This window comes from Pseudomonas juntendi (assembly GCF_009932375.1).
GTDB classification, from domain to species: domain Bacteria; phylum Pseudomonadota; class Gammaproteobacteria; order Pseudomonadales; family Pseudomonadaceae; genus Aquipseudomonas; species Aquipseudomonas juntendi.
In genome coordinates this window covers 1-18,654 of record NZ_BLJG01000174.1, presented here as the reverse complement: position 1 = coordinate 18,654, position 18,654 = coordinate 1, and the positions used below count along the sequence as shown (strand labels likewise).

The following is an 18,654-nucleotide window of genomic DNA, read 5'->3' as shown; positions in this document are numbered from 1 at the left end:
TTTCAAATTTTGAGAAAGAGAGTTGCCCCTAAAGGGATCGTGTTTAGCTGAACTCAGGCGAGGGTTTCGAGGACGTAGGCAACATCCTGCAATACAGCCATATCGCCCCGTTCAGTCCAGTACAACGCGATCATCCGGGCATCGGCCTCTACCTTGTAAACGCTCGCCGGCAAGCGCGCCAGCGCCTCCACGTGACGCGGGTCTTCGCAGGGTTCGCGGTACTGGTTCCACCACACCCCCGGGCTGACCTGCCAGTAGCTGAAGCTGTTCTGGTGCCCACGGCGGCGCGCCCGGTGGTACTGCGGGCAAGGACTTGGCGGCTCCTTCTCCAGCCAGTGCGGCCACTGCTGCGGCGCCAGCTGCATGGCCAACCCCATACGTCGGGCCTCCAGGCGCAGCTTCATCTGCTCGCTCTGCTTGCGCGAACTGCGCAACCAGGAAAACGGGCTGAGAATCAGCGCAAGGATTGACACCACCAGCAATACCGTCATATCAGTAGATTCCATAAAGCGTTGCAAATGAGCTGGTTAGCCATTTTTCACGGAAGACCCGCCCGAAAGCGACCATACTTCCTTTATCGCGATTGTCAGGAGTACTGCTCATGCCCTACGAACATTTGTTGGTCGCGGTCGACCTGACCGAAGAATGCGACCCGGTAATCAAGCGCGCCATGGCCTTGGCTGCCCCATCGAACGCCAAGGTATCGCTGGTGCATATCGTCGAGCCAATGGCCATGGCGTTTGGCGGCGATGTGCCGATGGACCTGTCGCAACTGCAACAACAGCAGTTCGACCAGGCCAAAGAGCGCATGGACCGGTTGTTCAACAAGTACCCGGACATTAATCGGGGCGACTCGCACCTGACCTACGGCCAACCTCGCCAGGAAATTCACCAGCTTGCCAAGGAACAACACTGCGACCTGATCGTGGTCGGCAGCCATGGCCGCCACGGCCTGGCGTTGCTGTTGGGTTCCACGGCCAATGACGTGCTGCACGGTGCGCCATGTGACGTGCTGGCGGTACGCTTGCAGAAGAAAGACTGATCCGACCTGGTCCGGCCCTATCGCCGGCAAGCCAGCTCCCACAGAGGCACCATGGATTTCAAGCCTTATGGTGTCCCTGTGGGAGCTGGCTTGCCGGCGATAGGGCCGGACCAGGCTAACAACTATCAGCCTTCTAGCTCAGCCCAGCGCTCTACCAGTACATCCAGCTCACCCTGCAGCTTCTCGATCCTGGCCAGCACCGCCGAAGTTTCCGCAATCGGCCGCTGATAGAAGCCCACCGCATTCACTTCTTCCTGGGCTTCAGCCATGCGCTGCTCCAGCGCGTCGATCTGCCCCGGCAGCATCTCCAGCTCACGCTGCAGCTTGTAGCTGAGCTTTTTCTTCGATGCCTCCTCCACCACCGGCGCAGCAACAGGCGCAGGCTTGGCCTCGACCTTCTCCACCACCGCGCTGTTGAGGGCCGACTTGCCGCCCTTGCTCTCGGTCACGCCCAGCAGCTTCGGCGAGCCGCCCTGGCGAATCCAGTCCTCATAACCCCCTACATACTCGCGCACCTTGCCCTCGCCTTCGAACACCAGGGTGCTGGTGACGACGTTGTCGAGGAAGGCCCGGTCGTGGCTGACGATCAGCACGGTGCCCTTGTAGTTGGACAGCACCTCTTCGAGCAGTTCGAGGGTTTCCACGTCCAGGTCGTTGGTCGGTTCGTCGAGCACCAGCAGGTTGGCCGGCTTGCTGAACAGCTTGGCCAGCAGCAGGCGGGCACGCTCACCCCCCGACAGCGCCTTGACCGGCGTGCGCGCACGCTGGGGGCTGAACAGGAAGTCGCCCAGGTAACTGAGCACATGGCGGTTCTGCCCATCGATCTCGATGAAGTCACGGCCTTCGGCGAGGTTGTCGATCACCGTCTTTTCCAGCTCGAGCTGGTGGCGCATCTGGTCGAAATAGGCCACTTCCAGCTTGGTGCCGCGCTCGACCTTGCCTGAAGTGGGCTCCAGGTCACCGAGCATCAACTTCAGCAAGGTGGTCTTGCCGGTACCGTTGGCACCCAGCAGGCCGATACGGTCTTCGCGCTGCAGGACCATGGAGAAGTCCTTGACCAGCATCGGCCCTTCGGGATGATGGAAACTCACGTTTTCCAGCACCATGACCTGCTTGCCGGACTTTTCCGCCGCCTCGATCTGGATATTGGCCTTGCCCTGGCGTTCGCGGCGCTCGCCACGCTCTACCCGCAGGGCCTTCAAGGCACGCACGCGACCTTCGTTGCGGGTACGGCGGGCCTTGATGCCCTGGCGAATCCACACTTCTTCCTGGGCCAGGCGCTTGTCGAACAGCGCGTTGGCGGTTTCTTCGGCGGCCAGTGCGGCCTCCTTGTGCACTAGGAAGCTGGCGTAGTCGCCGTTCCAGTCGATCAGGCCGCCACGGTCCAGTTCAAGGATCCGGGTGGCCAGGTTCTGCAGGAACGACCGGTCGTGGGTAATGAACAGCACCGCGCCGTTGAAGCCGCGCAGGGCCTCTTCGAGCCAGGCAATGGCGCCGATGTCCAGATGGTTGGTCGGCTCGTCGAGCAGCAGCAGGTCGGGCTCCGACACCAGCGCCTGGGCCAGCAGCACACGGCGGCGCCAGCCACCGGACAGCTCGGCCAGGGTCTTGTCGGCAGGCAGTTGCAGGCGGCTGAGGGTGCTTTCCACCACCTGCTGCAGGCGCCAGCCGTCGCGGGCTTCCAGTTCGTGCTGAACATGCATGAGCTTTTCCAGGTCATCGTCGCCCTGGATGTTCATGCTCAGGTGGTGGAACTGCGCCAGCAGTTCACCCACGCCGTCGAGGCCGGCCGCGACCACGTCGAACACCGTGCGCTCATCGGCCACCGGCAGTTCCTGCGGCAGTTCGCCGATCTTCAGGCCCGGCGCACGCCAGATTTCCCCGTCGTCGCCCTTTTGCTCGCCCTTGACCAGGCGCAGCATGCTCGACTTGCCGGTGCCGTTGCGGCCGATGATGCACACCCGCTCGCCACGAGCGATCTGCCAGGACACTTTGTCCAGCAGCGGCATGGCGCCGAATGCGAGGGACACATCGCTGAATTTGAGCAGGGTCATGTTGGTCTCCATAAATCGGGCGCGCATTCTACCTGAGTTGGGCCCCCGACGGCAGCTGCCAGGCCAATCGATGCACCCGTGGCGACATCCGGTCGACGTTAATATGCCGATACAAGCACAGTGCTTTCACCTGCTGCCGGCAAACGGCTAAGCTAAGGCAATAGCTTCCAACAGTGCTGGCTCCGCCGTCACTTCCCCATGGTTCAACTGCCCGGACGTATCATGCGCAGCCGCCTGTTACAAATTGCTTCCTGCCTGCTGCTGACCGCTGCCACCAGCGCGGCACAGGCCACCGACCTCACCCTGCAGCGCCAGTACTACGACGAGGCCAAACGCGCGCTGGCCAAAGGCGACAAAGGCCCCTACCTGCGCTATGCCCAGGCCCTGAGCGACTACCCGCTGACCCCTTACCTGGCCTACGACGAGCTCACCGCCCGCCTGAAAAGCGCCAGCAACCAGGAAATCGAGGCGTTCCTCGCCAAGCATGGCGACCTGCCCCAGGCCAACTGGATGAAACTGCGCTGGTTGCGCTGGCTGGCCGAACGCGGTGAGTGGGACACCTTCGTCAAGTACTACGACCCCAAGCTCAACTTCACCGAGCTCGATTGCCTCAACGGCCAGTACCAGCTCAGCCATGGCCTGCGCGCCGAAGGCAACGCCACCGCCGAAAAGCTGTGGAACGTGGGCAAGTCGCAACCTGCCGCGTGCGACACACTGTTCGGCATGTGGGCCGCTGAAGGCCAGCTGACCGAGAGCAAGCGCTGGCAGCGCACCAAGCTGGCAGCCCAGGCGCGCAATTACAGCCTGGCCAACAGCCTGGTCAACGGCCTGACCACCCTCGGCGCACAAGGCCGGCTGCTGGTCGACGTGGCACAGAAGCCTGAGCTGCTAAACCAGCCATCACGCTTTGCCCCGGCCAACGAGGCGATGGCCGATGTGGTCAGCCTGGGCCTGCGCCGCCTGGCGCGCCAGGACCCGGAGCGGGCCATGGCGCTGCTGGACGACTACGCCCAGCGCATGCATTTTTCCCGCGACGAAAAGGTGGCCATCGCCCGCGAAATCGGCCTGACCCTGGCCCGCCGCTACGACCCGCGTGCGCTCGACCTGATGACCCGCTACGACCCTGAGCTGCGCGACAACACCGTCAGTGAATGGCGCCTGCGCCTGCTGCTGCGCCTGGGCCGCTGGGAAGACGCCTACGAGCTGACCCGGCGCCTGCCTCAGGACCTGGCCAGCAGCAGCCGCTGGAAGTACTGGCAAGCGCGCAGCCTGGAGCTGGCACAGCCGAACAACCCACAGATCCCGCTGCTGTACAAGACCGTGGCGCGCGAGCGTGACTTCTATGGTTTCCTCGCCGCCGACCGGGCCAAGACACCGTACCAGCTGAACAACAAACCCCTGTTGCTGAGCCCGCAACTGGTGAAGAAAGTACGCAATACACCCGGCATCCAGCGGGCGCTGGAATTCCATGCCCGCGGCCAGATCGTCGAAGGCCGCCGCGAGTGGTACCACGTCAGCCGGCACTTCAACCGCGATGAAATGGTGGCGCAGGCGCGCCTGGGTTATGAATTGCGCTGGTACTTCCCGGCCATCCGCACCATCAGCCAGGCCCAGTACTGGGACGACCTGGACATCCGCTTCCCGATGGCCCACCGCGACACCCTGGTGCGCGAAGCCAACGTGCGCGGCCTGCATTCGAGCTGGGTATTTGCCATTACCCGCCAGGAAAGCGCGTTCATGGAAGACGCACGCTCCCCGGTCGGCGCCAGCGGCCTGATGCAACTGATGCCGGCTACCGCCAAGGAAACGGCCCGCAAGTTCAGCATTCCGCTTGCCTCACCGGCACAAGTGCTCAACCCGGACAAGAACATCCAGCTGGGCGCCGCCTACCTGAGCCAGGTGCACAGCCAGTTCAACGGCAACCGGGTCTTGGCCTCGGCAGCCTACAATGCCGGGCCCGGGCGCGTGCGCCAGTGGCTGAGGGGCGCCAAGCACCTGAGTTTCGATGTGTGGGTGGAGTCGATCCCGTTCGACGAAACCCGCCAATACGTGCAGAACGTGCTGTCGTATTCGGTGATCTACGGGCAGAAACTGAATGCACCGCAGCCGCTGGTGGATTGGCATGAGCGGTATTTCGATGACATGTAAGGTTCGCTGAGCCCTTGCCGGCCTGTTCACGGGCAAACCTGTGAACAGGCCGGTGCCAGCACACAGCTATTCCAGGATTTCCACGCCCATCCCGACCTCAAGCCACCCGCTGCCATCCACCGCCAGGTTCTGCCCGAACAAGATATCCCCTTCCTTTTCGCGGAAGGTCCTGAGCGTGGCCATCGGTTCACGGTCTTCACTGCGCTCGCCGGTGGCGGGGTCGATAGTGGTAAAGATGCACCTCACACTCGGTTTGAGCACCCGGAATTCGAGGGTGCCAATGCGGATCCGCTTCCAGCCATCCTCGGCGAAAGGCTCGGCGCCCTGCACTACCAGGTTCGGCCGAAAACGCAGCATCTCCATGGGCCGCCCCACGCGGCGGTCAAGCTCGTCCAGCGAGCCCTGGCCGATCAGCAACAAGGGGAAACCATCCGGAAAAGCCGCGCGATCGCTGTTGAAGCCATAACCGTTGGGCAAATAACGGGCACGCTGCTCCGGGCAATGCACCAGGCGCACAGCCTTGCCCAGCCACTCGCTCAGCCAGGCCGCCGCGCCATCGCCGGCGTCTGGCACGCGCAAGGTATCGCGCCAGATCGTCACGCCACGCAGGCCCTCATCGGCAGGTGGCACTGCCACCCTCAGCGAGGCGCGCCCAGGCGCCTGCAAGAGCAGCTGGCCGCAGCCGTCATCGTGCGCCGCGATCTGGCCAAGGCGTGGCCAGGCACGTTGGGTCAGGAAGCGTCCGTTTTCTGCCTCGACCACCATCCAGCGCCGGTCACCCTGCAGGCCCAGCAGCCCCACCGGCGAAGCGCGCAGGCTCTGCGCCTGGCACGACTTCACCGGGTATCGGTACAACTCACTCAGAAACATCCCTGCCGCCTCGCGTCTTGGCAAATGCCAAGCTTATACCGGGCAGGCGTGGCGATCACGCGGTGGCCGTATCCAGCAGCAGGCGCTGCTTGACCACGTCGACTAGGCGATCGGGCTGGAACTTGGAAAGGAAGTTGTCGCAACCCACTTTCTTGACCATGGATTCATTGAAACTGCCCGACAGCGATGTGTGCAGCACCACATAGAGTTGGCGCAGCCGCGCATCGCCACGAATCTCGGTGGTCAGGCGGTAACCGTCCATTTCCGGCATTTCGGCGTCGGTGAACACCATCAGCAGCTTTTCACACACGTCCTCGCCGGCATCGGCCCAACCCTTGAGCATGCGCAGTGCCTTCAGGCCATCACTGGCCACATGCAGTTTCATGCCCAACTGGGACAAGGTGTCGCGCAACTGCGCCAGGGCCACACTGGAGTCGTCCACCAGCAGCACCTCGCGGCCTCGCGCCCGTGCCAGCACGGGGTCGGCCAGTTTGTCGCCGGAAACCCGGGCGTTGTAAGGGACGATTTCAGCCAGCACCTTTTCCACGTCGATGACCTCGACCAGTTGCTCATCGACCTTGGTGATGGCAGTCAGGTAATGCTGGCGTCCGGCGCTGGACGGCGGCGGCATGATCGACTCCCAGTTCATGTTGACGATGCGGTCGACCCCTCCTACCAGGAAAGCCTGCACCGAGCGGTTGTATTCGGTGACGATGATGGTGCTGTCGGGCGTGGGTTGCAGCGGGCGCATGCCAATGGCCTGGGACAGGTCGATCACCGGCAACGTCTGCCCACGCAGGTTGACCACACCGCAGACGAACGCATGACGCTGGGGCATCAGGGTGAGCTTGGGCAGTTGCAGCACTTCCTGAACCTTGAACACGTTGATCGCGAACAATTGGCGGCCCGCCAGGCGGAACATCAGGATTTCCAGGCGGTTCTCACCTACCAGTTGCGTGCGTTGGTCTACCGTGTCGAGAATGCCAGCCATTGGAAAGCCCCCAGGCTTGAGTCGAAAAAGGTGAATTGATCTACCCTGTATCGGCGGCTTCCCGCACACCTTGACCCTTGCGGGAAAATGCCGACCCGGCAATTGATATCACTTTACCATCATGCTTTACTGCCGGCACCCCGCTCGAATTCGGCAGCCCGCATCAGGGAAACCCCTAGGGGCAGTCAGGTGAAACCTGATATTCGCGATATCCTTTAGCCATTAATGTGACGCCATTCTCATTGCATGAATGGAGTCAGGCTTTTGCTAGCTATCGTTGCGGCGTGCCCGTCACCTGCGCCTACCCCACGCGCGGGGACCTGATCATGGACACTGCCTTAGCGTTCGATAACGCACTGCAGGGCTTCCTGCTGGATGCCCAGGTACTGCTGACCCAGGCCCAGGAATGCCTGCAGCATCTGGAATTGATCGACAACGATCCAGACGCCTGCCGCTGCCTGGACAGCACCTTGGCCAGCCTCGCCGGGCAGGCCACCCGCCTGGGCGCGCGCGAAGTTGCCCATTACGCCACCGCGCTTCATCAGTTGCTGGCCCCGGCCTGCTACAGCGGCTGCCTGCAGCCAGAGGCATTGCCTGCGATCGAGGCGTGCCTGACCCTGCTGGCCTGGCAACTGGAGTTGCTCGACAGCCGAACCGGGCGGTTGAACCTGGATATCGGCGAGCAACTGGTGCTGCTGGGCGAGCTGGCCAAGGTCGTGCAGCAACCCCTTGCCCCTGCTTGCGCGTCTTGCGATGAAGCAGGCAAAACGTGCGATCACCCGCATGATGTCATGCGCTCCGGCAGCCATGGCAGCCGGTCGTACCGCGCGCATTAACCTGACCAGAAGTGCAACTAACTACATGCACTCAAGCCCTGCGCTGGTCGAACTTGCAAAGTTCGCAAAGTTTCAGGAAGGCCAAGTTGAATCATTACCGCCTTAGTTGCAGCGCGGGTGCGAGCAGCGGGATCCGCGGGTGGCACTTTGCTACCCGGCACCGCCCTGCCAACAGGCGTTTCGGAGCGTCACCCAGCCGCGACCGACACCGTACGAAGTGGTAATATGCGCCCCCACAAACACTTGCAATCACAAAAAAGTTTGCACATCAGGTGCTCGACCAAACAGCGGAAGTACTGCGCCAAAGCCTCTGACCCGCATTGTGCAAGGCCTCTATCAGCAATACTTCAGTGGCTTCCCTATTTATGCTCCCACGCTTGAAATTCTACATGCGTAGCTGCTGCCGCGTTGCCCTGCTGCGCTGGCTGACGGTCGGGCTGTGTGTGGCCTCGCTGGTCACCAACCTGATGCTGTACCTGGCCAACCTGGCTATCCCGGCTGGCCTGCTACTTTTGCAGTTGGCCGCAACGCTGGCCGCCACCCTGCAGTTGGGATTGGGGGCGGGGTCGATCAGCCTGCGGCCGGCTGAACTGGCCGAGCGCATGCTGAAGGTGCAGGAAGACGAGCGGCAACACCTGAGCCGGGAGTTGCACGACGACATTGGCCAATTGCTGACTGCCGCCAAACTGCAACTGCAGTGGCTGAAACGGCGCATGCCGGCCGAGTTGCAGGGCCACTGCGATGCGCTGCACAGCACCCTGGATGACACCCTGGGCACGGTACGCAACGTGTCGAGCCTGCTCAACCCCAGGCAATTGGCGAGTCTTGGGTTGGAAGCCAGCTTGCGCGCGCACTTGGTCCGCACGCTGGGCAGCAGCAGCGTACACTGGAGCCTGGCGTGCAACCAACGTCTGGGCGGCATTGACGATGCAGTGGCCATGGCAGTGTTCCGCATCACCCAGGAAGCAGTCACCAACATGCTGCGCCATGCCCAGGCACGCAACCTGGTTGTGCGCCTGCAACGCACCCCTGCCGGGCTGGCGTTGTCGATTCACGACGATGGCCGCGGCTTCGTCCCCGCCCGGCACCCGGCCGAGGCCGGCCAGCGCGGCCTGGCCGGCATGCAGGAGCGGGTAACGGCCTTGCAGGGCAGCCTGCAGCTCACCAGCCAGCCTGGCCAGGGTACACGGATAGAAGCGATGTTCCCGTGGCCACCGCGCACCCAGCAACGCGCCAGGAGTACTGTTGCCCATGACCTGTAGATTGCTGCTGGTCGACGACCACTCGCTGATCCGCGCCGGCGTACGTGCGCTGGTTTGCGACATTCCCGGCTACAGCGTGGTCGGTGAGGCCGACGATGGCAGCCAGTTGCTTGAGCAGGTGCGCGCACTGGCGCCGGACATCGTCCTGCTGGACATTTCCATGCGCTCGACCAGCGGCCTGGACGCCCTGACCCAATTGCGGGCCTGCGGCAGCACCTGCAAGGTGCTGATCCTGTCGATGCACACCGATCCGGACCTGATCATGCGTGCCCTGGAAAGCGGTGCCCACGGTTACTTGCTCAAGGACACCAGTGCCACCGAGCTGGAGCAGGCCCTGGAGGCAGTACGCCACGGCGAGCGTTACCTGAGCCCGGCCATTGCCCACACCGTCATCAACCAGGCGCTGCAGCGCAACAGGCCGGGCGCACAGGGCGGCAGCGACCGGCACAACCTCACGGCGCGCCAACTGGAGATCCTGCGCCTGATCGTGCGAGGCAAGTCGACCCGGGAAATTGCCACTGGCCTTGGCCTGTCGATCAAGACCGTGGAAACCCACCGCTCGCAAATCATGAAGCGCCTGCAAATTCATGACGTGGCTGGCCTGGTACTGTTTGCCGTGCGCGAAAAGATCATCAGCCTAGACGACTGAGCAGCGGCGACCCGGCAGGCAGGTGCAGGCGCAACGCTGCGGGCCGGGCTTCGAAACGCAAATTGGTAGTCTGCAAGGGCTCGCCATCGAGGTTGAGGTCCAGGCCCTGGGCGCTCTTGATCTCGACCCAGGGCAACCTGGCACGGACGAACAGGCCATCACCGGCCAGCAGGTCACGCAACGTGCCCAGCATTTCCTGTGGGGCAGGCAACACGGCGATATCGAGCAAGCCATCATCGACTACCGCATCCGGGCACAGCTCCTGCCCGCCTCCCGCCTGGCGGCCATTGCCGATGCCCAGTGCCAGCAGGTCCCCTTGCCAGTGGAAATCCGGCCCTTGCAGCTCGACCGAAGCCGCCTGCAGTTCGCTGAAGCGTGTGAGGCCGGTGAACAGATAGGCCGCGGCGCCCAGGACCTTCTTCAGGTCTTCGGACGTATTGGCCGTGACCTGGCTACCGAACCCGCCGGTGGCCATGTTGAGGAACAGCTGGTCGCCGGCCTGGCCCAGGTCTATGGGCTGTGCCGCCACGTTCAACAAGGCCAGCGCAGCGGCAGGCTCCAGCGGAATGCCGGCAGCCTTGGCAAAATCGTTGGCGGTGCCCAACGGCAGCAATACCAGGCTGGCATCGGTCCCGGCCTGCCCCATGGCCTCGGCCACATCGCGCAGGGTCCCGTCGCCGCCACCGGCGACAATGTGGCTGTAACCTGCCGCCAGCGCCTCGGTCACCAGGCGCTGGGCATCGCCCGCCTCCCAGGTGACCCGCACATCCAGCACCCAGCCACTGTCGCGCATGTCGTGCACGGCATCGCGCAGTTCGTCGTTCATCGCCTGCTTGCCGTGCAGGACCAGCATTGCCTTGCGCGCTTGCATAGGCGCATCTCCCTGAGGTTGACCAACCCTATCTCGACCACGGGCACGCGTGGATCGTTGCATGCCGCGTTCAAAAACAGCCAGCGGCGTGTCGCGCGTGGCAGGCGGTGTTCCCTGCAGCAGCGCCGGCTCGGCTGGTAGTGAAGATAATGGCATTTTTTCCACAGCCGACAATGCCCGGCTATGCTGAGTCGAGACACTTTTGACAGGTTTTTGACCCTACAAGCGAATGAGCACCAGGCGAGTCAGCATTTTGACTATGAAATGCCCTGGCTTGCCCGCCACGGACGCACCTCCCGGCCCTCTCCTGCAACCGGCCGACAGGTGCGTCTTGCCCTCTGCAGCCGTCAGCGAGGACCACGGTCATGCGTATTCTCTGGACACTGCCTTACCTGCCTTGGCCGACCACCAGTGGCTGCAAGACTCGCCAATACCACCTGATCCGGGCACTGGCCCAGCGCGGCCACCGCATCACCTTGTTGGTGCAATCGAAGATACCCCTCAGCGACGCCGCACGCGAGGCACTGGAACCGTACCTCGAACGGCTGATAGTCCTGCCGCGCAGGCCGCTGCATAGCCCGCTGAACCTGCTGGCATCGCCGATCATCGACTACCCCATGCGGGCGATCATCAACGGCCTTTGCGCAGCGTTGCGGCACCGCTTCGAGCAGTTGCTGGAGGAACCTTGGGACGTGATCCAGATCGAGCACAGCTATAGCTTCCAGCCGTTCGAGAAGGCCCTGCAGGCCCGCGGCCTGCCCTTCATGCTCAGCGAACACAACCTGGAGTCGGTTACCGGCAGCGTCTGCCATGACCGCCTGCCGTTATGGCTACGCCCGCTCAATGCCTTCGACCGCTGGCGCTACCGGCGCTGGGAACAGCGCGTGCTGGGCCAGCCCACCGAGCTGGTAGCCGTCAGCGCTCACGACGCCGAGCTGATCGGGCAGATCAGCAGGCGCCCGGTGAATGTGGTGGTCAATGGCGTGGAATGTGATTTCTACCAGCAGGTGCAGCCGGCGCTGCACAGCCAGCGCCTGCTGTTTGTCGGCAATTTTGAATACGGCGCCAACCTGGAAGCCATCGAGTGGGCGCTGGAAGACATCATGCCGCAGGTGTGGCTGAGCAACCCGGCCGTGCGCCTGGCGATTGCCGGGCATGCGATGCCGGCCAGCTGGAAGCTGCACTGGAATGACCCGCGGATCGAATGGCTCGGCTATCGCCCCGATCTGCGTGAGCTGCAAAGCCGCTCAGCCCTGTTTTTTGCGCCGCTGCGCTATACCGGTGGCTCGAAGGTGAAAATCCTTGAAGCAATGGCTGCCGGCTTGCCGGTCATCAGTACCGGCAAGGGCGTTTCCGGCCTGGCGGTGAACAACGGCGAGCATTACCTGGGCAGCGATGACAGTGATCAACTGGCCCTGCTGATCACCCAGTTGCTCAACCAGCCCTGGCGCATGAGCCAGTTGAGCGCGGCCGGGCGCCAGTTCGCCCGCCAGCGCCACGACTGGAGCGTGGCGGCTCATCAACTGGAAACCGTGCACATGCGCCTGACCCAGGCAGCACCGGTGCCAGGGCCGCTGGCCGATGCCTGGCTGGGGCGTTCAGCCAAGTAGTTCGCTGAAGGGAATGAACGGCACGCTGTCACCCGTTTTCGGCGTGCTGCCTTCGCGCACCTCCACCAGCCCGTCGGCCCAGGCCGCGCTGCGCAGCACACCCGAACTCTGGTTCTTGTAGATGCGCACCTGGCCCTGCTCGATGCGCGCGCGCAGGTATTCGCGGCGGCTACCGGGTTTGGGCCAGTCAAACCCCGCCGGCATGTCGAAGCGCAGCGGCGTGACATTGCCCACCCCTTGGCGCCGCAGCAGGTAGGGCCGGGTCAGCAGGCCAAAGGTGACCAGGGTCGAGGCCGGATTACCCGGCAGGCCGATCACCGGCACGCCCTGGTAATGGCCGAAGGTCAGCGGTTTGCCCGGCTTGATCGCCAGCTTCCACAGCGCCAACTCGCCCGCTTCGCGCAGTGCGGCCCCCAGGTAATCGGCCTCGCCCACCGACACGCCGCCAGTGGACAGGATCAGGTCGACGTGGCCCAGCCCGGCCAGGCAGGCGCGGGTCTGCGCCAGGTCATCCGGCAGGATGCCGGCATCGACCACCTCGCACCCCAGGCGCTGCAACCAACTGACCAGTAGCCGACGATTGCTGTTGTAGATTTGCCCGGGCCCCAACGGCAGCCCGGGCTCGACCAGTTCGTCGCCGGTGGACAGCACCGCCACTTTGACCTTGCGTACCACCTCGAGCCGGGCGTGGCCCAGGGTCGCCGCCAGACCCAGTTCGATCGGCCCCAGGCGCGTGCCGGCGTTCATCACCTGCTCGCCCTTGCGGGTTTCCTGGCCCTGCGGGCGAATGTTCTGCCCGGCGTGCAGCGCCTCGACGAAACGTACCTGGCCATCCTCCAGCACCTGGGTGTTTTCCTGCATTTCGACGCAATCGGCACCTGCCGGCACCGGGGCGCCGGTAAAGATGCGGGCACAGGTGCCCGGCTGCAGAGGCTGTGGCGCATGGCCGGCGAAGATGCGCTGGCTGACGGGCAACGGCTGGCCCTGCCAGTCGGCCAGGCGCAGGGCATAGCCGTCCATGGCACTGTTCGGCCAGGGCGGCAGGTCGAGCGAGGCCACCAGGTCGGTCGCCAGTACCCTGCCCTCCGCCTCGGCCAGGGGCAGGTTTTCAGTCTCCTGAATCGGTGCCGCCTCGGCCAATGCCAGCAATTGTTCCAGGGCTTGCTCTACCGGCATCAGCGGCCGTGGCTGACTGACCTCAGCCACGGCTGTCACAGGCCATTGCCTGCTTCAGGTGCGGGACAAAGTTGCATGGCCGATGGCGGGCGTCGAGTTGCTCGGCAAGAATGCCGTCCCAACCGGTGCGCACGGCATTGGTCGAGCCCGGCAGGCAGCACACCAGGGTGCCATTGGCCAGGCCGGCCAAGGCCCGCGACTGCACCGTGGACGTACCGATATCCGGCACGGAGATCTGCCGGAACAACTCGCCAAAGCCATCGACCTGCTTGTCCAGCAGACAGGCCACCGCCTCCGGCGTGCTGTCGCGGCCGGTAAAGCCAGTGCCGCCGGTAATCAGCACCACCTGCACGCGCTCGTCGGCGATCCAGGTGGCAACCTGTGCGCGGATCTTGTACAGGTCGTCCTTGAGCAATACCCGCTCTGCCAGGTGATGGCCGGCCTCGCTCAACCGGTCCACGAACATCTGGCCAGAGGTATCGGTGTCGGGCGTGCGGGTGTCGCTAACGGTGAGCACCGCGATATTCAGCGGCACAAAGGGGGTATCTGCCTTGGCTTTCATGGGGGTCCGTCACAACAGGATAGGTTGGCCGCAGTTATATCACAGCGCACTTTTACCGGGTTGCGCCCAACAAACTTGCCCTGGATCAACCGCGCAGATTTATCGCTATGATGCACTTGCAGTGAACTTGCACTAAAGTCCTGCGTCATAAATGTCATCTAGCACCATCGCACTTGGAGAACCACGATGATCAAACGGACCCTACCCGCCTTCCTGCTCGCTTTGGGCCTGGGCACCCTTGCCGGCTGCTCCACCCCAACCGTCATCACCCTGAACGATGGCCGAGAAATCCAGGCGACGGATAAACCGTCCTACGACGAAGACTCCGGCTTCTACGAATTCGAGCAGCTGGACGGCAAGCGCACCCGCCTGAACAAAGACCAGATCCGCACCGTGAAAGAGCTGTAACCGCGCCGCGTTTTCAGCAAAGCCCCTTTGCACAACAGGGGCTTGCGAGCAAAAACACGATGCAGTAGGATTTTGTTCATCGGAGTGTAGCGCAGCCAGGTAGCGCGTCTCGTTCGGGACGAGAAGGCCGCAGGTTCGAATCCTGTCTCTCCGACCAGATCCTCCAGAAGCCCGCTGATGCGGGCTTTTTTGTGCCTGGAAACTGCCACCAACGGTGGCGTTGAAAGCCGATAGCCACCCCTGCACTGCCCCCGTCACCCCTGTGTCAGGCACTGGTGAACTGCAAGGCCGCCAGCCGGGCATACAGCGGGCTTTGCTCGATCAATTGGCGATGAGTGCCCACCGCCACCAAGCGCCCCTGGTCGATGACCGCGATGCGCTCGGCGTGCTGGACCGTGGCCAGCCGATGGGCGATGACCAGCGTGGTACGCCCGGCCATCAGGCGGGGCAGTGCTTGCTGGATCAGGTGTTCGCTTTGCGCGTCGAGGGCGCTGGTGGCTTCGTCCAGCAACAGGATCGGCGCGTCCACCAGTAGCGCCCGGGCAATCGCCAGGCGCTGGCGCTGGCCGCCGGAAAGCCCGATGCCACCCTCCCCCAGCGGTGTCTGGTAGCCCTGAGGTAACTGCCGAATGAATTCATCGGCATGGGCGCCGCGGGCTGCGGCTTCGACCTCGGCCTGGCTCGCCTCGGGGCGGCCATAGCGGATATTGGCCTCCACCGTGCCACGGAACAGCGAAGGGTTCTGTGCAACCAGGGCAAACTGCCGTCGCAGCTGGTCAGGGTCGAATTCTGTCAGCGGCTGGCCGTCGAGCAGGATGCGCCCTTGCTGGGGGTCGTAAAACCGTAGCAACAGATCGAACAAGGTCGACTTGCCGGCCCCTGATGGGCCGACCAGGGCCACGGTCTGGCCAGGCTCGATGACCAGGCTCAGGCCAGCTACCGCTGCCACGGTGGGCCGTGACGGGTAGGCGAACACCAGTTCCTGCAACTCGATGTGCCCGCGGGCCCTCTGCCCCGGCAGGCCCGAGGCGGCACAGCCCGGCAGGATTGCGCTGCGTGCGGCCAGCAGTTCGGCGATGCGCTCGCCAGCACCGGCAGCGCGCTGCAGTTCGCCGATCACTTCACTGAGGGTGCCGAAGGCGCTGCCGACGATCAGGCTGTAGAACACGAAGGCGGCCAGTTCGCCGGCGGATATGCGCCCGGCGATCACATCCATGCCGCCCACCCACAGCATCACCCCAACCGCCCCCAGCACCAAGACGATCACCAGAGTGATCAGCCAGGCCCGCTGGGCAATGCGCTTGCGCGCCACGGTGAATGCCGCCTCGACCGTGTCGGCAAAAAGTGCGCGGTCATGTGCCTGATGGTTGTAGGCCTGCACAGTCTTGATCTGCCCCAGCGTCTCGGCCACGTAGCTGCCTACATCGGCGACCCGGTCCTGGCTCTGCCGCGACAGCCTGCGTACGCGGCGACCAAACAGCAGGATGGGCGCCAACACCAGCGGCAGGGTCACCACCACGATGCTGGTGAGCTTGGGGTTGGTAATGAACAGCAGCACCACACCGCCCAGCACCATCAATGCATTGCGCAGGAACATCGACAGCGACGAACCGATGACCGATTGCAGCAGCGTGGTGTCTGCTGTCAGCCGCGACTGGATCTCGGCGCTGCGGTTATCCTCGAAAAAGCCGGGGTGCAGGCCGATCAGGTGGTTGAACACGGCCCGCCGCATGTCGGCCACGCAGCGCTCGCCAATCCAGGACACCAGGTAGAAACGGCTGAACGTACCCACCGCCAGGGCCAATACCAGCAGCAGGAACAGCCCGATGGTCTGGTTGAGCTGGTGCGCGGAACGGGTCATGAAACCCTGGTCGACCAGCAGCCGGATGCCTTGGCCCATCGACAAGGTGATGCCCGCAGTGACCACCAGTGCCAGCAAGGCCAGCAGAACCTGCCGGCGATAGGGGCGAACGAACTGCCAGGCCAGGCGTAATGCCCGGCGTGGTTGCGGGGAAACCGATTCGGACATGGCGACGATCACTATGTGTGGCGAAGGCCCAGACTACCACTCATCAGGGCTGGGGAACGCGGGCAGGTGGTTATAGCCTATCGATCTAACCAGGGTATGGAGCTTTGCCAGCGTTTCTGTTGGACTGGTATTGCCGTGACGAGCCTGTCGTCACAGGCCAGTCACGGTGCAGGACTACCCTGAGTGTTCACCTGATGAGGAGACCATGCATGAGCTTGCAGCCTACCAGCGACAACCAGCAGCCCCGGCCGAACCAGCAACCCCAGGTATGCGGTTCGATCATTGATGCCCAGGGGCGCGAAGTACCGATCACCGAGCAAATGATCCAGCAGGCTTGCAAGGCCCTGGAACAGAGCCGGGTCGAGCGCGTACGCAAAGGTTGAGCGGCGAATTTCTTGCAACCCGGCGCCCGCGCCGGGTTTTTATTTGCCCTGAGTGCTCTACTGGCCCCTTGCGGCCAGGCCCGGCTGGGCGCTCACCCGGGCGAATGCCCGTGCAGCGGCCGGCACGCCGTCAGACCAATACGCCACCCAGCGCACTGACCAGTTGCGCCAACTGCGGCGCCTCGCCCCGCAGGCGCACCGCCAGCCCCTCGATTTCGCGTCGCGCTGGGTACTGCTTGCGCAACTGGTCGAACGCGGCACGCTGTTGTTGCGGGTCGTCGCTCAGGCTGCGGCGGAAGTCGGCATCGTCACGGCGCGGGTCGTACACGGCGCGGCACAGGGTGGCCAGGGCCCAGGCCGGGTCGGCGCTGGCATCCAGCTCGATTTGCGCCAGCGGCGGGCGCGGCAGCAGGTCGGCCAGTTGCACCTGCTCATCCACCCCGAGGAAGCGGCACAGGGCCTGGTAGATCTGCGCGGTGCCACGCTGGCGGCCGTCGAGGCTGTAACCGGCAATATGCGGTGACGCCAGGGTACACAGGTCGGCCAGTTGCAGGTCGACTTGCGGCTCGCCTTCCCATACGTCCAGCACGGCATGGATGTCGTCGCGCTGCAGCAGCAGCTCGCGCAGGGCGGCGTTGTCCACCACCGGCCCACGGCTGGCGTTGACCAGCCAGGCACCCGGGCGCAATTGTGCCAATTGCGCCTGGCCCAGCAAGTGCCAGGTGGGGTAGCCGCCGCTACGCTGCAACGGGGTATGCAGGCTGATCACATCACACTGCTGGACAATGGTTTCCAGGCTGACGTAGTCACCGCCTTCAGCGGCCTCGCGCAGCGGGTCGCACACCAGCACCTTCCAGCCCAGGCCGCGCAGCACACGTACCAGCCGCCCCCCGACCTCACCTGCACCGACCACGCCGTAGACCCGTTCGGGCAGCGCAACGCCATCCAGTTCGGCCAGGGTCAGCAGGCTGCCCAGCACGTAATCGACCACGCCGCGGGCATTGCAGCCTGGCGCGCTGCTCCAGCGAATGCCGGCTTCGGCGAAATAGTCCAGGTCGAGGTGATCGGTACCGATGGTGCAGGTACCGACGAAGCGTACCCGGCTGCCTTCGAGCAATGTGCGGTCAACCTTGGTCACCGAGCGTACCAGCAGGATATCGGCGTCCTTGACGCTGGCGGCATCGAGGCTTCGGCCGGGGTAGCGGCGAATTTCCCCGAAGCCTTGGAAGAAGGCATCGAGCAGCGGGATGTTTTCGTCGGCAACTATCAGCATGGCGCTCTCCTGTCTGGGGAGCGCAGTGTAGGCGCATCGCCGGGTGGGTTGCACAGGGTTTCAGTCGGCTTTTTTGCGAATCCAGTAAAGGAAGGTGCCGGCGTCTTCCTGCTGTTGCACGAGTTCGTGGCCGAGGAAGTTGCAGAACTTGGGAATGTCGCGGCGGGTGGACGGGTCGGTGGCGATGACCTTGAGCAGGCCGCCGGCGGCCAGGTTGCGTACGTGCTGGTGCAGCATCATCACCGGCTCCGGGCAGTTCAGGCCGGTGGCATCGAGGATGGCGTCGGGGGTGAAATCGGTCATGGGGGGCTCCGAAAATGATCGCTATTGTCGCGCATCACGCGGCGGGGTCCAAGCGCGGCTTTGCAGGCCATACGTCCGGACGGACGTTGCCAAGGCCCTTTGCGCCCCTACGGCGGGTCAGAGGCTTTGCGCCGCCTACCCCCCCCCGCACGGCTTCTGATCTGGCTGTTGATCTGGCTGTTGATCT

General features: G+C 63.9%; 18 protein-coding genes and 1 tRNA gene. 9 read left to right on the top strand and 10 right to left on the bottom strand.

The features are described 5' to 3' along the window. Positions 1 to 53 precede the first annotated feature (53 nt). Positions 54 to 491 (bottom strand): hypothetical protein, encoded by a 438-nt coding sequence (locus GYA94_RS20355; RefSeq protein ID WP_161892968.1) that lies wholly within the window; start codon positions 489 to 491, stop codon positions 54 to 56. A gap of 110 nt (positions 492 to 601) precedes the next feature. Here GYA94_RS20355 and GYA94_RS20350 point away from each other — a divergent pair, with 110 nt between their 5' ends. Continuing rightward, positions 602 to 1,042: a universal stress protein gene (locus tag GYA94_RS20350; RefSeq protein ID WP_009686273.1), complete on the top strand. Its 441-nt coding sequence runs from the start codon at positions 602 to 604 to the stop codon at positions 1,040 to 1,042. 125 nt (positions 1,043 to 1,167) lie between these two features. Here the strand turns inward: GYA94_RS20350 and GYA94_RS20345 are convergent, their stop codons facing one another. Then, the gene (locus GYA94_RS20345) at positions 1,168 to 3,096 is read right to left on the bottom strand and encodes an ATP-binding cassette domain-containing protein (protein WP_110679572.1); all 1,929 of its coding nucleotides are present in this window, start codon (positions 3,094 to 3,096) and stop codon (positions 1,168 to 1,170) included. A 222-nt stretch (positions 3,097 to 3,318) separates the two neighbouring features. Between GYA94_RS20345 and GYA94_RS20340 the strand changes: the two genes are divergently transcribed. After that, positions 3,319 to 5,244 (top strand): transglycosylase SLT domain-containing protein, encoded by a 1,926-nt coding sequence (locus GYA94_RS20340; RefSeq protein ID WP_110679571.1) that lies wholly within the window; start codon positions 3,319 to 3,321, stop codon positions 5,242 to 5,244. A 66-nt stretch (positions 5,245 to 5,310) separates the two neighbouring features. On the opposite strand, the gene GYA94_RS20335 is transcribed toward GYA94_RS20340, so the two are convergent. Together GYA94_RS20335 and GYA94_RS20330 are read right to left on the bottom strand one after the other, a co-directional pair. Next, entirely contained in the window at positions 5,311 to 6,114 is an 804-nt protein-coding gene (locus GYA94_RS20335; RefSeq protein ID WP_125854337.1) for an MOSC domain-containing protein, read from the bottom strand. A gap of 55 nt (positions 6,115 to 6,169) precedes the next feature. After that, positions 6,170 to 7,105 (bottom strand): chemotaxis protein CheV, encoded by a 936-nt coding sequence (locus GYA94_RS20330; RefSeq protein WP_110679570.1) that lies wholly within the window; start codon positions 7,103 to 7,105, stop codon positions 6,170 to 6,172. A 326-nt stretch (positions 7,106 to 7,431) separates the two neighbouring features. Between GYA94_RS20330 and GYA94_RS20325 the strand changes: the two genes are divergently transcribed. The 3 genes from GYA94_RS20325 (at position 7,432) to GYA94_RS20315 (ending at position 9,852) form a co-directional block, all read left to right on the top strand. After that, on the top strand, positions 7,432 to 7,941 hold the full coding sequence (locus GYA94_RS20325; protein WP_009686268.1) for a hypothetical protein: 510 nt from the start codon (positions 7,432 to 7,434) through the stop codon (positions 7,939 to 7,941). A gap of 365 nt (positions 7,942 to 8,306) precedes the next feature. Next, on the top strand, positions 8,307 to 9,203 hold the full coding sequence (locus GYA94_RS20320) for a sensor histidine kinase (RefSeq protein WP_161892969.1): 897 nt from the start codon (positions 8,307 to 8,309) through the stop codon (positions 9,201 to 9,203). After that, positions 9,193 to 9,852 carry a response regulator gene (locus GYA94_RS20315; protein ID WP_029887253.1) on the top strand — a complete coding sequence of 220 codons (660 nt, stop codon included), beginning with the start codon at positions 9,193 to 9,195 and terminating at the stop codon, positions 9,850 to 9,852. The genes GYA94_RS20320 and GYA94_RS20315 overlap by 11 nt, the downstream gene beginning before the upstream one ends. Here GYA94_RS20315 and yegS read toward each other — a convergent pair. Then, a complete protein-coding gene (gene yegS / locus GYA94_RS20310; protein ID WP_110679568.1) occupies positions 9,836 to 10,723 on the bottom strand; it encodes a lipid kinase YegS in 888 nt (295 codons plus the stop codon). The genes GYA94_RS20315 and yegS overlap by 17 nt on opposite strands. Positions 10,724 to 11,088: 365 nt before the next feature. Here yegS and GYA94_RS20305 point away from each other — a divergent pair, with 365 nt between their 5' ends. Beyond that, a complete protein-coding gene (locus tag GYA94_RS20305; RefSeq protein ID WP_161892967.1) occupies positions 11,089 to 12,333 on the top strand; it encodes a glycosyltransferase family 4 protein in 1,245 nt (414 codons plus the stop codon). Here the strand turns inward: GYA94_RS20305 and GYA94_RS20300 are convergent. Together GYA94_RS20300 and moaB are read right to left on the bottom strand one after the other, a co-directional pair. Next, positions 12,322 to 13,548, bottom strand: a complete 1,227-nt coding sequence (locus GYA94_RS20300; RefSeq protein WP_161892966.1) for a molybdopterin molybdotransferase MoeA — start codon at positions 13,546 to 13,548, stop codon at positions 12,322 to 12,324. The genes GYA94_RS20305 and GYA94_RS20300 overlap by 12 nt on opposite strands. Next, a complete protein-coding gene (gene moaB, locus GYA94_RS20295) occupies positions 13,532 to 14,071 on the bottom strand; it encodes a molybdenum cofactor biosynthesis protein B (protein WP_009686260.1) in 540 nt (179 codons plus the stop codon). Before moaB ends, GYA94_RS20300 begins: the two co-directional genes overlap by 17 nt. A 186-nt stretch (positions 14,072 to 14,257) precedes the next feature. Between moaB and GYA94_RS20290 the strand changes: the two genes are divergently transcribed. Both GYA94_RS20290 and GYA94_RS20285 read left to right on the top strand, forming a co-directional pair. Continuing rightward, entirely contained in the window at positions 14,258 to 14,479 is a 222-nt protein-coding gene (locus GYA94_RS20290; protein ID WP_009686259.1) for a YgdI/YgdR family lipoprotein, read from the top strand. A gap of 80 nt (positions 14,480 to 14,559) precedes the next feature. Beyond that, positions 14,560 to 14,636 (top strand) — tRNA-Pro (locus GYA94_RS20285). Positions 14,637 to 14,744: 108 nt separating this feature from the next. Here GYA94_RS20285 and GYA94_RS20280 read toward each other — a convergent pair. Then, a complete protein-coding gene (locus GYA94_RS20280) occupies positions 14,745 to 16,508 on the bottom strand; it encodes an ABC transporter transmembrane domain-containing protein (protein ID WP_110679565.1) in 1,764 nt (587 codons plus the stop codon). Positions 16,509 to 16,717: 209 nt separating this feature from the next. On the opposite strand from GYA94_RS20280, the gene GYA94_RS27715 reads away from it, so the two are divergent. Beyond that, on the top strand, positions 16,718 to 16,891 hold the full coding sequence (locus GYA94_RS27715) for a PA1571 family protein (protein ID WP_009686257.1): 174 nt from the start codon (positions 16,718 to 16,720) through the stop codon (positions 16,889 to 16,891). Positions 16,892 to 17,021: 130 nt separating this feature from the next. On the opposite strand, the gene pdxB is transcribed toward GYA94_RS27715, so the two are convergent. Together pdxB and tusA are read right to left on the bottom strand one after the other, a co-directional pair. After that, positions 17,022 to 18,164 carry a 4-phosphoerythronate dehydrogenase PdxB gene (gene pdxB / locus GYA94_RS20275; RefSeq protein ID WP_161892965.1) on the bottom strand — a complete coding sequence of 381 codons (1,143 nt, stop codon included), beginning with the start codon at positions 18,162 to 18,164 and terminating at the stop codon, positions 17,022 to 17,024. 60 nt (positions 18,165 to 18,224) lie between these two features. Continuing rightward, positions 18,225 to 18,467, bottom strand: a complete 243-nt coding sequence (gene tusA / locus GYA94_RS20270; protein WP_009686255.1) for a sulfurtransferase TusA — start codon at positions 18,465 to 18,467, stop codon at positions 18,225 to 18,227. Between the last annotated feature and the right edge of the window lie 187 nt (positions 18,468 to 18,654).

Coding starts and splice junctions, on each gene's coding strand:
- GYA94_RS20355 (WP_161892968.1), bottom strand. CDS start 491: ATGACGGTATTGCTGGTGGTGTCAATCCTTGCGCTGATTCTCAGCCCG.
- GYA94_RS20350 (WP_009686273.1), top strand. CDS start 602: ATGCCCTACGAACATTTGTTGGTCGCGGTCGACCTGACCGAAGAATGC.
- GYA94_RS20345 (WP_110679572.1), bottom strand. CDS start 3,096: ATGACCCTGCTCAAATTCAGCGATGTGTCCCTCGCATTCGGCGCCATG.
- GYA94_RS20340 (WP_110679571.1), top strand. CDS start 3,319: ATGCGCAGCCGCCTGTTACAAATTGCTTCCTGCCTGCTGCTGACCGCT.
- GYA94_RS20335 (WP_125854337.1), bottom strand. CDS start 6,114: ATGTTTCTGAGTGAGTTGTACCGATACCCGGTGAAGTCGTGCCAGGCG.
- GYA94_RS20330 (WP_110679570.1), bottom strand. CDS start 7,105: ATGGCTGGCATTCTCGACACGGTAGACCAACGCACGCAACTGGTAGGT.
- GYA94_RS20325 (WP_009686268.1), top strand. CDS start 7,432: ATGGACACTGCCTTAGCGTTCGATAACGCACTGCAGGGCTTCCTGCTG.
- GYA94_RS20320 (WP_161892969.1), top strand. CDS start 8,307: ATGCTCCCACGCTTGAAATTCTACATGCGTAGCTGCTGCCGCGTTGCC.
- GYA94_RS20315 (WP_029887253.1), top strand. CDS start 9,193: ATGACCTGTAGATTGCTGCTGGTCGACGACCACTCGCTGATCCGCGCC.
- yegS (WP_110679568.1), bottom strand. CDS start 10,723: ATGCAAGCGCGCAAGGCAATGCTGGTCCTGCACGGCAAGCAGGCGATG.
- GYA94_RS20305 (WP_161892967.1), top strand. CDS start 11,089: ATGCGTATTCTCTGGACACTGCCTTACCTGCCTTGGCCGACCACCAGT.
- moaB (WP_009686260.1), bottom strand. CDS start 14,071: ATGAAAGCCAAGGCAGATACCCCCTTTGTGCCGCTGAATATCGCGGTG.
- GYA94_RS20290 (WP_009686259.1), top strand. CDS start 14,258: ATGATCAAACGGACCCTACCCGCCTTCCTGCTCGCTTTGGGCCTGGGC.
- GYA94_RS20280 (WP_110679565.1), bottom strand. CDS start 16,508: ATGTCCGAATCGGTTTCCCCGCAACCACGCCGGGCATTACGCCTGGCC.
- GYA94_RS27715 (WP_009686257.1), top strand. CDS start 16,718: ATGAGCTTGCAGCCTACCAGCGACAACCAGCAGCCCCGGCCGAACCAG.
- pdxB (WP_161892965.1), bottom strand. CDS start 18,164: ATGCTGATAGTTGCCGACGAAAACATCCCGCTGCTCGATGCCTTCTTC.
- tusA (WP_009686255.1), bottom strand. CDS start 18,467: ATGACCGATTTCACCCCCGACGCCATCCTCGATGCCACCGGCCTGAAC.